This is a genomic window from Paraburkholderia sp. (assembly GCF_036488505.1).
GTDB lineage: Bacteria > Pseudomonadota > Gammaproteobacteria > Burkholderiales > Burkholderiaceae > Paraburkholderia.
In genome coordinates this window covers 1-11,860 of sequence record NZ_DASXHN010000500.1, presented here as the reverse complement: position 1 = coordinate 11,860, position 11,860 = coordinate 1, and the positions used below count along the sequence as shown (strand labels likewise).

Genomic DNA, 11,860 nt, shown 5'->3' with positions numbered 1-11,860 from the left:
AGTTCAAGGCTCGCGCTGGTCAGAAGCTCGCCGATCAGCGTTTGCAACAGAACCTGACCAAGCTGTCCTCCAAGTTCGTGTCGGCCCGCGCCACGGCGATGACGGCGATCGACTTTCCGGCGACTCGCGCCGCGCTCAAGGAGCGCCGCAATCGCGCGCTGGAGAATCTCGACGTGTGGCTGGAAAGCTTCGAGCGCGAGGCGACCCGGCGCGGCGTGACGGTGCTGTTCGCCGAGACGACCCAGGAGGCCGCGCGGATCGTCGGCGATATCGCGCGCAAGCACGGCGTGAAGAAGGTGATCAAGACCAAGTCGATGGTCACCGAGGAAATGCGTCTGAACGAAGTGCTGGGGCAGATGGGCGTGCAGTCGATCGAAACCGATCTCGGCGAATACATTCTGCAGATCAACGACAATGAGCCGCCGAGCCACATCATCGCGCCGGTCGTCCACAAGGATAAGGACGAGATCGCCGACCTGTTCGCGAAGACGCATGGCCGAGCCCGCCTGACCGAAATCCCGGATATGACGCGCGAGGCTCGCGAGGTGTTGCGCCCGCACTTTCTCAGCGCGGACATGGGCGTGACGGGCGGTAATTTCATCGTTGCGGAAACGGGCTCGGTCGTCGTCGTGACGAACGAGGGCAACGAAGGCATGTGTACGGTCATGCCGCGTGTGCACGTGGCCGTCACCGGCATCGAAAAGGTGCTGCCGACGCTCGAAGATCTCGCAACCGCAATGCGTCTGTTGCCACGCTCGGCGACCGGGCAGGCTACGTCGAACTACTTTTCGATGCTGACCGGCCCGCGTGGCGCGGGCGATCAGGACGGCCCCGAGCATATGTACGTGGTGCTGGTGGACGGCGGGCGCACCGGGCTGATCGGTGGCGACTTCCAGGAGATGCTGCGCTGCATCCGCTGCGGCGCGTGCATGAATCATTGCCCTGTTTATCAGAAGGTCGGCGGCCACGCGTATGGCTGGGTCTATCCGGGGCCGATGGGCTCGGTGTTGACGCCAAGCTATGTAGGGATCGACAAGGCGCTGGACTTGCCGCAGGCCGCGACGCTCTGTGGCGAGTGCAACAGTGTCTGTCCAGTCGGCATTCCACTTTCGGATCTGTTGCGCAAGCTGCGCGAGAAGCAGATGGAGCGGCGCCTGAGGCCGTGGAAGGAGCGCGCCGGGCTGGCGCTGTGGGGCTGGCTGGCGTTGCATCCCGACGCGTACGCGCTCTTCACCAGACTGGCCGTGCGTGTCCTGGAGCGGATGGGCGGGCGCAATGGCTCGATCGCGAGGCTGCCGCTCGGCGGCGCGGGCTGGACCGATACGCGCGATATGCCGGCGCCTGTCGGGCGGACGTTTAGGGAACTGTACGCCGCGCAGCGTAGCCATATCGGCTAAGCCGGCGGCGCGAGCCGAGGTTCCCGGCCTATCGACGGATATCGGGCCGGGCGCGGGGTGAGAACTGCCGTGCCGCCCGCTTCAATTCAGACCGGGCGCTCGTCGGCGCTCGATCCTCGGCGTCATCAGTGATTCGTCGGCTCGCCGGGCTGACGCGCCGGCGCGCTTCGCACCCACGCGGTACCTCGACCTCCGCCGTTGCTTGCCGCTGGCTGGGCCGGCGGCGGGCCGCCCGCGCCGGGGTGCGGGCCGCCATTCGAGCCACCCGGCCCTCGCGGGCCCGCCGCGGCGCCTTGCGGCGGCGGACCGCCGTGCGATCGATCGCCGTGCGGTTGCCCGGGGGCACCGCCGCCGTCGCCGTCGCCGTGATGCCCGCCGTTATCGTTCGGCCGGCCGTGGTCGGGATAGCCCCGATAGCCCGGTCCCGGTCCGTAGTAGCGCCCTGGCGCGCCGTAGTTGCTGTATCCAAGGTAGACGTTGGTTGGCGGCAGGACTGGGGCGCCGGGTGCGTAGCCGTCGTAGCCGCTGTAGCCTTCATAGTCGCTGCTATACATCGGGGTGCCGTCTGGATAAACAGCGCAACCGCCGAGCAGGGCGGCCGCCACGAGACCGGTGAGAGGTGCGAGACGTTTCATTTTGGGACCACTGCAAGTGCCAGAAATATTGATATAAGCATGACACCACCATTATCGCCGTCCGTCGCGTCAGTTTTGTATGTGTTTGTAAGGTTTTCTTTTCCATGCCTGTCGCGCGAGCGCGGAGGCAGGAACCCTCAACTGACTGTTCCAATTCGAGCAACGATCTATCTCGGGCCGACGGGTTTCTCCTGATTGTCAATTCCTATAGCATTCCGACTTGGCATAGTGGGCTCAAAGCTCATACGCCTCCACTGGAAACGACATCATGAAAAAGACAATATCGGTGTACTGGCCTCTCGCCTTCGTGGTACCGCTCGTCGCGTTGGCGTATCTGCACATCGGTAGCCAGCTCAATTCGCGCGCGCCGCAGACTCGACTCGATGCCAACCATCTGACCGCCGAACTCGCGCGCGCTGTGTCATACGGCATGATCGACCCCTCGTCGGCATTGCCGGCCAAGCCTGTACACGGTACCGCGGCGATGCCAGTCGCCGAGGCGTCGTAAGCGGACGGGTAGCAGGGAATGGCGGCGGCCCAGAGGGTGGTTGCCACGCCCGCACGCCACCGTAGCCGCCCGGCGGGATTCGATGCTGCTTTGTATAATTTCGGCGCAGTCCGCCTTCCATTGCTTGCCGACGCCGGCATCTCCAGCTCCTGAAAGTCCCTGATGAAAACCGTATCCGTCTGTTTCGTGTGTCTGGGGAACATCTGCCGTTCACCGACGGCGGAGGGCGTGATGCGCCATTTCGTCCACGAAGCCCAGCTTACTGACCGCATCCTGATCGACTCCGCCGGCACCGGCGACTGGCACATCGGCGAGGCACCCGACGAGCGCGCGCAGCAGGCGGCGCGTGAGCGCGGTTATGACATCGGCACATTGCGCGGCCGCCAGGTTACAAGCGCTGATTTCGCGCGTTTCGATCTGCTCGTCGCGATGGACGAGCGCAACATCGCCGCGCTGCGTCAGCTTTGCCCGCCTGCGCTGCGCGACAGAATCCGTCTGCTGATGGAGTTCGTACCGGAAATGGACAATCGGTGGAATGGCGCTCGGGAAGTCGTTGACCCGTATTTCGGTGACTCCGAGGGCTTCGCGCAAGTGCTCGATCAATGTGAGGCCGCGTGCTCCGGGCTGGTCGCCGTCTTGCGTGCCAAGTTGGGGGCCTGAGTCTGCGGAAGCCCGTCGGCCGCGCGAGCGCGCAGCCGCGCGGTCGGCTCTGGCGAGCAATTAAGCGGATGACTCAAATTTCACCGGCGATACTTGACTAAATCGCTCATGTATTTATACTTGACAAAACTTGTCGAGAATTGCGGTTCCCACATCATATGAGACTCACCACGAAAGGCCGTTTCGCCGTCACGGCGATGATTGACCTGGCGCTGCGCCAGGAGCAGGGCCCGGTGACGCTTGCGGGTATCAGCCAGCGCCAACATATCTCCCTGTCATATCTCGAGCAGCTGTTTGGCAAGCTGCGCCGTCACGAAATCGTCGAGTCGGTGCGCGGACCGGGCGGTGGCTACAATCTGGCGCGCCGTGCGGAAAACGTCACGGTGGCCGACATCATCATCGCGGTCGACGAACCGCTCGACGCGACCCAGTGCGGCGGCAAAGGCACGTGCGAAGGCACCAAGCAGCACGACGGCCACTGCATGACGCACGAGCTATGGTCGACGCTGAACGAGAAAATGGTCGAATACCTCGATTCGGTCTCGCTCAAAGATCTGGTCGACCAGCAGCGTTCGCGCGAAGGCGCTCCGGCGGTGCTGCGCGACAGGCGCAGCGATGCACCGGCGGTCGAGCCCGTCCGCACGGCGCCGAAAGGGCCCAATTCCGTTTTCAACATGGCCGGTTCCTGACACGCGGTACGAATTAGTAGATAAAACCACCGCGGCGACAGAGAACCCAGAAGCCAGAGCACATGACGTCCCCGGAGCAATTGATGAATAACGACTCTCTCCATCTGCCCATTTACATGGACTACAGCGCCACGACGCCGATCGATCCGCGCGTAGTGGACAAGATGATTCCGTATTTGCGCGAGCAGTTCGGCAACCCCGCTTCGCGCAGCCACGCGTACGGCTGGGACGCGGAGCGCGCAGTCGAGCAAGCGCGCGAGCAGGTCGCCGCGCTCGTAAACGCGGACCCGCGCGAAATCATCTGGACGTCCGGCGCGACGGAGTCGGACAACCTCGCTTTGAAGGGTGCCGCGCACTTCTATAAGAGCAAGGGCAAGCACATCATCACGGTGAAAACCGAGCACAAGGCTGTACTCGACACCTGCCGCGAACTGGAGCGTGAAGGTTTCGAAGTCACGTATCTGGACGTTAAGGACGACGGTCTGATCGACCTCGATGCATTCAAGGCCGCACTGCGCCCGGACACGATTCTGGTGTCGGTGATGTCGGTGAACAACGAAATCGGCGTGATCCAGGACATCGAGGCGATCGGCGAGATCACGCGTGAAAAGGGCATCATTTTCCACGTCGATGCGGCGCAGGCCACTGGCAAGATCGAGATCGACCTGCAAAAGCTGAAAGTCGATCTGATGTCGTTTTCGGCACACAAGACGTATGGCCCGAAGGGTATCGGCGCGTTGTACGTGCGTCGTAAGCCGCGTATCCGTATCGAAGCCCAGATGCACGGCGGCGGTCACGAGCGCGGCATGCGTTCGGGCACGCTTGCCACGCACCAGATCGTCGGCATGGGCGAAGCGTTCCGTATCGCGCGCGAAGAGATGGCGACCGAAAACGAGCGCGTCCGGATGCTGCGCGACCGGCTGCTGAACGGTCTGTCGCAAATCGAAGAAGTGTATGTGAACGGTGACATGGAAAGGCGTGTGCCGCATAACCTGAACATCAGCTTCAATTTTGTCGAAGGGGAATCGCTGATCATGGCGGTGAAAGACGTCGCGGTGTCGTCGGGTTCGGCCTGTACGTCCGCTTCGCTGGAACCGTCGTACGTGCTGCGCGCGCTCGGCCGCAACGACGAACTCGCGCACAGTTCGATCCGCTTCACGGTGGGCCGCTTCACGACCGAGCAGGATGTCGACTACGTGATCAACCTGCTGAAGAACAAGATTTCCAAGCTGCGCGACCTGTCGCCGCTGTGGGAGATGCACAAGGACGGGATCGACATTTCGACGATCCAGTGGGCCGCGCACTGACGCGGCAGCTGGGCGAGATCGAACATCGCACGTTCATCGGATTGCAGGTTGAAACGAATCAAGGAGTGTAATCATGGCTTATAGCGACAAGGTCCTCGACCACTACGAAAACCCGCGCAACGTCGGTTCGTTCGCGAAAGACGACGATGCGGTCGGCACCGGCATGGTCGGCGCGCCGGCGTGCGGCGACGTGATGAAGCTGCAGATCCGCGTCGGCACGGACGGCATCATCGAAGACGCGAAGTTCAAGACGTACGGCTGCGGTTCGGCGATCGCGTCGAGCTCGCTCGTCACCGAATGGGTGAAGGGCAAGACGCTCGACCAGGCAATGTCGATCAAGAACACGCACATCGCGGAAGAACTGGCGCTGCCGCCGGTGAAAATTCACTGCTCGATCCTCGCGGAAGACGCGATCAAGGCAGCGGTCGCCGACTACAAGCAGCGCCACGGCGAAGCAGCGGTCGCCGAAGACGGCAAGGCCGCCTGAGTATCCGGCAGAAGCGGTATCAGCGCGGCGCGGTTTGCGCGCGCCGCGCACGCAATCTCGCAACTGAGAAACGCTATGGCAATTACGTTGACCGAACAGGCTGCAAAACACGTCCAGAAGTATCTGACCCGTCGCGGTAAAGGCATCGGCTTGCGCCTCGGTGTGCGCACCACCGGTTGCTCGGGTCTGGCCTATAAGCTCGAATACGTGGATGAACTCGCGCCCGAAGATCAGGTGTTCGAGAGCAGCGGTGTGAAGATTATCGTCGACCCGAAAAGCCTCGCGTATATCGACGGCACCCAGCTCGATTTCGCGCGCGAAGGGCTGAACGAAGGCTTCAGGTTCAACAACCCGAACGTGAAGGACGAGTGCGGCTGCGGCGAGTCGTTCCGCGTCTAGATTCGGCACCTTCCGCGTGCGGCGGACCAAAGGCGGCGCGTGCCGCCTTTTTAGTTTGATTCGCGGCGGCTGGTGGTGGCGGCTCTTTATGGCGGCTGCGATGGCTGGACCAATGCAACGCTTGCCGACCCTATTCCCAGACTCGTACTCCGGTGCGCTTTCCTCAACGGACTTCTAATCCGATGGCCTCGCTCAACGATAGCCACTTTGACCTGTTCGGTCTGCCGGCGCGATTCGCGCTCGACGCCGGCGCGCTCGATCACGCGTACCGCACCGTGCAAGCGCAGGTGCATCCGGACCGTTTCGCGGCGGCCGGCGACGCGCAAAAGCGCATCGCGATGCAATGGGCGACGCGCGCAAATGAGGCGTATCAGACGCTGCGCGATCCGCTCAGGCGCGCAACCTACCTGCTGTCGCTGCGTGGCATCGACGTCGGTGCGGAGAACAACACGGCGATGGAGCCGGCGTTTCTGATGCAGCAGATGGAATGGCGCGAAAGCATCGAGGACGCGGCGGCGGCAAAGAATGTCGATGCGCTCGCTGCATTGCTCGCCGAACTGCGCGACGAGGAACGCCAGCGTTTCGACAAGCTCGGCGCATCGCTCGACAGCGGCGCGAATCAGGCGGCGGGCGAGGCGGTCCGGCAGTTGATGTTCATCGAGCGCGTCGCGTCCGAAATCGACGCGCAGATCGAACGGCTCGAAGGCTAGCGCGGTCAGCAACGCGCGGCGGTAGCCCAGCGGCAACAGTAAGCAGCGACAGAGAAAAACAGAAACGGCATGGCGGCATGGCGCCGCGGTATCACACCCAGCAACGCGAACATTCAGGACGGGGCACAACGTCCCCGAGAAGATCCAGATGGCCTTACTGCAAATCTCCGAACCCGGCATGGCGCCGGCGCCTCACCAGCGGCGTCTGGCGGTCGGTATCGATCTCGGCACCACTAACTCACTCGTCGCCGCCGTGCGCAGCGGCGTCCCCGATGTGCTGCCCGACCAGGAAGGGCATGTGCTGCTGCCGTCGGTGGTGCGCTACCTGGAACAGGGCGGCCGCCGTATTGGCCGCACCGCAAAAGCGGAGGCCGCAAGCGATCCGCGTAACACGATCGTGTCGGTCAAGCGCTTCATGGGCCGCGGCAAATCCGAAGTGGAAGGCGCTGAAAACGCGCCGTACGATTTCGTCGACGCGCCGGGCATGGTGCAGATTCGCACGGTCGACGGCGTGAAGAGCCCAGTCGAAGTATCGGCCGAAATTCTCGCGACGCTGCGCCAGCGCGCTGAAGACACGCTCGGCGACGAGCTGGTCGGCGCAGTCATCACGGTGCCCGCCTATTTCGACGAAGCGCAGCGCCAGGCGACGAAGGATGCCGCGCATCTGGCCGGCTTGAACGTGCTGCGTCTGTTGAATGAGCCGACCGCGGCGGCGATCGCCTACGGCCTGGACAACGGCGCGGAAGGGCTGTACGCGGTCTACGACCTTGGTGGCGGTACCTTCGACCTGTCGATCCTCAAACTCACGAAAGGCGTGTTCGAAGTGCTGGCGGCGGGCGGCGATTCCGCGCTCGGCGGCGACGATTTCGATCACGCGCTCTATCGCCATGTGCTTGAGCAGGCCGGCATCGAGCGACAGGCGCTTGCGCCACAGGACGTGCGCCTGCTGCTCGATACCGTACGCGACGCCAAGGAGGCGCTGTCGAGCGCCCCGGCAGCTGTCGTCAAGGCAACGCTGTCGAACGGCGCTACGGTCGATCTGACGATCGATGAAGCCACTTTCGAGACCCTCGCGCAGGCGCTGGTGCAGCGCACGCTGGGCCCGACGAAAAAGGCCCTGCGCGATGCGAAGGTCACGACCAGCGAGATCAAGGGCGTCGTGCTGGTCGGCGGCGCGACCCGCATGCCGGTGATCCGGCGCGCGGTCGAGGCCTTGTTCGGCCAGCCGCCGCTCGTCAATCTCGATCCCGATCAGGTCGTCGCGCTGGGTGCGGCGATCCAGGCTGATCTGCTCGCCGGCAACCGGGGCGCGGACGGCGACGACTGGCTGCTGCTCGACGTGATCCCGCTGTCGCTCGGCGTCGAGACGATGGGCGGCCTCACCGAGAAGATCATCCCGCGTAACTCGACGATTCCGGTCGCACGCGCGCAGGATTTCACGACGTTCAAGGATGGCCAGACGGCGATGGCGATCCACGTCGTACAAGGCGAGCGCGAGCTGGTCAGCGATTGCCGCTCGCTCGCGCGCTTCGAGCTGCGCGGCATTCCGCCGATGGCCGCCGGCGCGGCGCGTATCCGGGTGACCTATCAGGTCGATGCGGACGGCCTGTTATCGGTGTTCGCGCGCGAGCTCGGCTCGGGCGTCGAAGCGTCGGTGGTGGTGAAGCCGTCCTATGGCCTCGCCGATGACGACATCGCGCGCATGCTCGAAGACAGCTTTTCGACGGCCGAAATCGACATGCGTGCGCGCGCGTTGCGCGAGGCGCAGGTGGAGGCGCAGCGCCTGGTGGAAGCAACCGACGCGGCGCTCGCCGCCGACGCCGAATTGCTCGACGACAGCGAACGCGCCGCGCTCGATACGCTGCTCACCGCGCTGCGCGACGTTGCGCAAAGCGACGACGCGGATGCAATCGAAGCGGCCACCAAGGCGCTGGCCGAAGGCACCGACGAATTCGCCGCGCGCCGCATGAACAAGGGCATTCGGCGGGCGCTGTCAGGCCGCAAGCTCGACGAGATCTGAGCGTCGCCTGAACGGCGCGCAGGTGTGCACGGCTGCGCAAACGCGTATTAGCTCGCGGTCGCGGAATCGGCCACGTGTACCGTGCCCACGAACACCCTGAGCGCGCCGCGCGGACTTAAAAACTCCGTACGGCGCCAGTAAAATGGTGCGGAGCCTGCAGGTGGCATTGCTGCCAGTCGCCGTGCCCAGACCCGAACGGAAACTGTATGCCTCAAATCGTTGTGCTGCCTCACGTCGAACTGTGCCCGGAAGGCGCGGTCATCGACGCCATTCCCGGCAAGAGCATCTGCGACAACCTGCTCGATAACGGTATCGAAATCGAGCACGCGTGCGAAAAGTCCTGTGCGTGCACGACCTGCCACGTGATCGTGCGTGAGGGTTTCGCCGCCTTGACGCCATCGGACGAAGACGAAGACGATCTGCTGGACAAGGCGTGGGGGCTCGAACCGGCTTCGCGTCTGTCGTGTCAGGCGATCGTGCCGGACGAACAGGATCTGGTCGTCGAAATTCCGCGTTACTCGATCAATCACGCGAAGGAAAATCACTAACAGGAGGACGCAGCCATGAAGTGGACCGATACGCAAGACATTGCGATGGCTCTGACAGACAAGCATCAGGACGTCGATCCGCAGCAAGTGCGTTTCACCGACCTGCACCGCTGGGTGACCGAGCTGGAAGGATTCGACGACGATCCGGACCGCTCGAACGAAAAGATTCTCGAAGCGATTCAGGCAGCGTGGATCGAAGACGCGGATTACTGAGCGCCGCTTGACGGTGCCGCGAGAACTGGCCAAAAGGCGATTCCATTGGAATCGCCTTTTTTATTGCCGCGGCGCAGCCCGTCAGCGCCGACGCTAGTCGTTAGTCCGCCACCAGCCCGCCGTTCTGGATGCGCACCCGCTCGCCGTCCCGGAACGGCGGCGGCTCGTGATAGGTAAAGTAGCGCGTCTTACCGTTTTCCATGCGCACGCGCACCGAGTACGACGTCGTGCTGCGCAGGTGCTTCTCGACGGAGTTGCCGGCGAGGCCGCCGCCGAGCGCGCCGAGCAGCGTCATCGCGGTACGCCCGCCGCCGGCGCCGAACTGGTTGCCGACCACGCCACCGGCCACCGCGCCACCGACCGCGCCGATGCCGGTGCCATGCCCTTCTTGGCGCACCGCCGAGATCGCGACGACCGTGCCGCAACTCGAGCAGTAGGCGGGTTGGGGCGCCGGCTGTTGCGCGTATTGCGGCGGCGCTTGCGGCACCGGTTGTTGCGGCGCGGCCTGCGCCTGCGGTGGCGGCGCATATTGCTGCTGCGTCGGGGCGGGAGCGGGCTGCGGCGGCTGCTGAGCTTCTGTCTGCTGGTCCCCGGCCTGCTGCTGCGCGGACGGATTGACCGGCGCGGCGGAATCGACGACGCCCGGCGGTTGGGTCGCGACCCGCGCGGCCTGGGTCTGATCGTTCTGCGTGCTAGTGCTCGATGCTTTCGGGAACACGCCGGTGATCGCGGCGGTCGCGACGAGGCTCGCGATCAACACCGCGGCAGCGGCAGCCGCGATCAGCGGATGAAGACGGCGGGGTTGTGACGATTGACTAGGGTTGTCCATGTTGAGCCTCCGTTTCTGGCAGAGCCGACTGTTATGAGACCGAGTGTCGGGCAATTCGATCGGGGCAGCGTTTCAGATGTAACCGGCGCCGCGTCGGCTTCCGGCCCGCTGTAGGGCCAGGCGCGCGGGGCGCCTCATTCGGCGAAAGATCCGGCGACGACGGCCGCCGCAGCGGTTCGCGCGCGCTTGCAGTGTTTTTACCGCTAGTTACAAAGCGCTGTGAGCATAACTTGGTCCCGGTACGCTCGCGGCATTTCAGCGAGCACTCGCGCAGCAGCAGGGGCGCCCAAAAGACAACGCCCGGCACGGGCCGGGCGTTTCATGACAGCGCCGTTGCGCGCGCCGGGCGCGAGGACCGGCGGCTATCGGCGACTCGCGTTCAATCCTCGCGGCGCAGATGCGGGAACAGAATCACGTCGCGGATGCTCGGACTGTCGGTGAGCATCATCACCAGACGGTCGATGCCGATACCGCAGCCGCCCGCCGGCGGCATCCCGTATTCGAGTGCGCGGATGTAGTCGGCGTCGTAGTACATCGCTTCTTCGTCGCCGGCGTCTTTCTGGTCGACCTGCTTCTTGAAGCGCGCGGCCTGGTCTTCCGGATCGTTCAGTTCCGAGAAACCGTTGGCGATTTCGCGGCCCGTGATAAACAGCTCGAAACGCTCGGTGATGCCGTCGAATTTATCCGACGCGCGAGCGAGCGGCGACACCTCGATCGGGTAGTCGATGATGTACGTCGGCTCCCACAGTTGCGATTCGGCGGTCTCTTCGAACAGCGCGAGTTGCAGCGAACCGACGCCCGCGTTCAGGAACTGCGGCTGCGACGCGTCGACGCCGAAGTTTTTCAGTTCCGTACGCAGGAACGCGGCATCGGCGAGCTGTTCGCTCGTGTACTGCGGCGCGTACTTCTGGATCGCCTGCGTGATCGTCAACCGATGGAACGGCTTCGACAGATCGAGCTCGCGGCCCTGGTACGTGATGGTGGCGGTGCCGAGCGCGTCGATCGCCGCCTGGCGGATCAGTTGCTCGGTGAAGTCCATCACCCACGTGTAGTCGGTGTAGGCCGCGTAGAACTCGATCATCGTGAATTCCGGGTTGTGGCGCACGGACACGCCCTCGTTGCGGAAGTTACGGTTGATCTCGAACACGCGCTTGAAGCCGCCCACCACCAGGCGCTTCAGATACAGCTCCGGTGCGATACGCAGGAACATCTGCATGTCGAGCGCATTGTGATGGGTCCTGAACGGCTTGGCCGCCGCGCCGCCCGGAATCGGGTGCAGCATCGGTGTTTCGACTTCCATGAAGTCGGCCTTGGCCATGAAGTTGCGCACCGACGCGATCGCCTTGGTGCGCGCGATGAAGGTGCGGCGTGTTTCTGGCGTGACGATCAGGTCGACATAGCGCTGGCGGTACTTCATTTCCTGGTCGGCGAGACCGTGGAACTTGTCCGGCAGCGGGC

The 11,860-nt window shown here is 64.0% G+C and carries 14 protein-coding genes; 11 read left to right on the top strand and 3 right to left on the bottom strand.

Annotation, left to right across the window (positions count from 1 at the left end; translation table 11 throughout):
• Positions 1–1,397: lactate utilization protein B (locus tag VGH68_RS28725; RefSeq protein ID WP_331607126.1), on the top strand; the 1,397-nt coding region annotated here is incomplete at its 5' end.
• A gap of 125 nt (positions 1,398–1,522) precedes the next feature.
• Here VGH68_RS28725 and VGH68_RS28720 read toward each other — a convergent pair.
• Positions 1,523–2,032 carry a hypothetical protein gene (locus VGH68_RS28720; RefSeq protein WP_331607125.1) on the bottom strand — a complete coding sequence of 170 codons (510 nt, stop codon included), beginning with the start codon at positions 2,030–2,032 and terminating at the stop codon, positions 1,523–1,525.
• A 268-nt stretch (positions 2,033–2,300) separates the two neighbouring features.
• Here VGH68_RS28720 and VGH68_RS28715 point away from each other — a divergent pair, with 268 nt between their 5' ends.
• The 10 genes from VGH68_RS28715 (at position 2,301) to iscX (ending at position 9,573) form a co-directional block, all read left to right on the top strand.
• Positions 2,301–2,540 carry a hypothetical protein gene (locus tag VGH68_RS28715; RefSeq protein ID WP_331607124.1) on the top strand — a complete coding sequence of 80 codons (240 nt, stop codon included), beginning with the start codon at positions 2,301–2,303 and terminating at the stop codon, positions 2,538–2,540.
• 162 nt (positions 2,541–2,702) lie between these two features.
• The gene (locus VGH68_RS28710) at positions 2,703–3,200 is read left to right on the top strand and encodes a low molecular weight protein-tyrosine-phosphatase (RefSeq protein WP_331607123.1); all 498 of its coding nucleotides are present in this window, start codon (positions 2,703–2,705) and stop codon (positions 3,198–3,200) included.
• A 158-nt stretch (positions 3,201–3,358) separates the two neighbouring features.
• On the top strand, positions 3,359–3,889 hold the full coding sequence (iscR, locus tag VGH68_RS28705) for a Fe-S cluster assembly transcriptional regulator IscR (protein WP_331607122.1): 531 nt from the start codon (positions 3,359–3,361) through the stop codon (positions 3,887–3,889).
• A gap of 83 nt (positions 3,890–3,972) precedes the next feature.
• On the top strand, positions 3,973–5,196 hold the full coding sequence (locus VGH68_RS28700) for an IscS subfamily cysteine desulfurase (protein ID WP_331607121.1): 1,224 nt from the start codon (positions 3,973–3,975) through the stop codon (positions 5,194–5,196).
• Between the two features lie 73 nt (positions 5,197–5,269).
• Complete coding sequence (gene iscU / locus VGH68_RS28695) at positions 5,270–5,683, top strand: Fe-S cluster assembly scaffold IscU (RefSeq protein ID WP_331607120.1); 414 nt, start codon at positions 5,270–5,272, stop codon at positions 5,681–5,683.
• Between the two features lie 75 nt (positions 5,684–5,758).
• The gene (iscA, locus tag VGH68_RS28690; RefSeq protein WP_331607119.1) at positions 5,759–6,082 is read left to right on the top strand and encodes an iron-sulfur cluster assembly protein IscA; all 324 of its coding nucleotides are present in this window, start codon (positions 5,759–5,761) and stop codon (positions 6,080–6,082) included.
• A 182-nt stretch (positions 6,083–6,264) separates the two neighbouring features.
• A complete protein-coding gene (gene hscB / locus VGH68_RS28685; RefSeq protein WP_331607118.1) occupies positions 6,265–6,792 on the top strand; it encodes a Fe-S protein assembly co-chaperone HscB in 528 nt (175 codons plus the stop codon).
• Between the two features lie 148 nt (positions 6,793–6,940).
• Positions 6,941–8,812: a Fe-S protein assembly chaperone HscA gene (hscA, locus tag VGH68_RS28680; RefSeq protein ID WP_331607117.1), complete on the top strand. Its 1,872-nt coding sequence runs from the start codon at positions 6,941–6,943 to the stop codon at positions 8,810–8,812.
• A gap of 206 nt (positions 8,813–9,018) precedes the next feature.
• The gene (gene fdx, locus VGH68_RS28675) at positions 9,019–9,360 is read left to right on the top strand and encodes an ISC system 2Fe-2S type ferredoxin (protein ID WP_331607116.1); all 342 of its coding nucleotides are present in this window, start codon (positions 9,019–9,021) and stop codon (positions 9,358–9,360) included.
• 15 nt (positions 9,361–9,375) lie between these two features.
• A complete protein-coding gene (iscX, locus tag VGH68_RS28670; RefSeq protein ID WP_011488975.1) occupies positions 9,376–9,573 on the top strand; it encodes a Fe-S cluster assembly protein IscX in 198 nt (65 codons plus the stop codon).
• Positions 9,574–9,673: 100 nt separating this feature from the next.
• Here iscX and VGH68_RS28665 read toward each other — a convergent pair whose 3' ends face one another.
• Positions 9,674–10,402 carry a glycine zipper 2TM domain-containing protein gene (locus tag VGH68_RS28665; RefSeq protein WP_331607115.1) on the bottom strand — a complete coding sequence of 243 codons (729 nt, stop codon included), beginning with the start codon at positions 10,400–10,402 and terminating at the stop codon, positions 9,674–9,676.
• A gap of 379 nt (positions 10,403–10,781) precedes the next feature.
• On the bottom strand, positions 10,782–11,860 hold a 1,079-nt coding region (gene lysS / locus VGH68_RS28660), incomplete at its 5' end, for a lysine--tRNA ligase (RefSeq protein WP_331607114.1).

What these genes read in the sequence shown, in the direction of transcription:
- VGH68_RS28720 (WP_331607125.1), bottom strand. Translation starts at nt 2,032, where the DNA reads ATGAAACGTCTCGCACCTCTCACCGGTCTCGTGGCGGCCGCCCTGCTC.
- VGH68_RS28715 (WP_331607124.1), top strand. Translation starts at nt 2,301, where the DNA reads ATGAAAAAGACAATATCGGTGTACTGGCCTCTCGCCTTCGTGGTACCG.
- VGH68_RS28710 (WP_331607123.1), top strand. Translation starts at nt 2,703, where the DNA reads ATGAAAACCGTATCCGTCTGTTTCGTGTGTCTGGGGAACATCTGCCGT.
- iscR (WP_331607122.1), top strand. Translation starts at nt 3,359, where the DNA reads ATGAGACTCACCACGAAAGGCCGTTTCGCCGTCACGGCGATGATTGAC.
- VGH68_RS28700 (WP_331607121.1), top strand. Translation starts at nt 3,973, where the DNA reads ATGAATAACGACTCTCTCCATCTGCCCATTTACATGGACTACAGCGCC.
- iscU (WP_331607120.1), top strand. Translation starts at nt 5,270, where the DNA reads ATGGCTTATAGCGACAAGGTCCTCGACCACTACGAAAACCCGCGCAAC.
- iscA (WP_331607119.1), top strand. Translation starts at nt 5,759, where the DNA reads ATGGCAATTACGTTGACCGAACAGGCTGCAAAACACGTCCAGAAGTAT.
- hscB (WP_331607118.1), top strand. Translation starts at nt 6,265, where the DNA reads ATGGCCTCGCTCAACGATAGCCACTTTGACCTGTTCGGTCTGCCGGCG.
- hscA (WP_331607117.1), top strand. Translation starts at nt 6,941, where the DNA reads ATGGCCTTACTGCAAATCTCCGAACCCGGCATGGCGCCGGCGCCTCAC.
- fdx (WP_331607116.1), top strand. Translation starts at nt 9,019, where the DNA reads ATGCCTCAAATCGTTGTGCTGCCTCACGTCGAACTGTGCCCGGAAGGC.
- iscX (WP_011488975.1), top strand. Translation starts at nt 9,376, where the DNA reads ATGAAGTGGACCGATACGCAAGACATTGCGATGGCTCTGACAGACAAG.
- VGH68_RS28665 (WP_331607115.1), bottom strand. Translation starts at nt 10,402, where the DNA reads ATGGACAACCCTAGTCAATCGTCACAACCCCGCCGTCTTCATCCGCTG.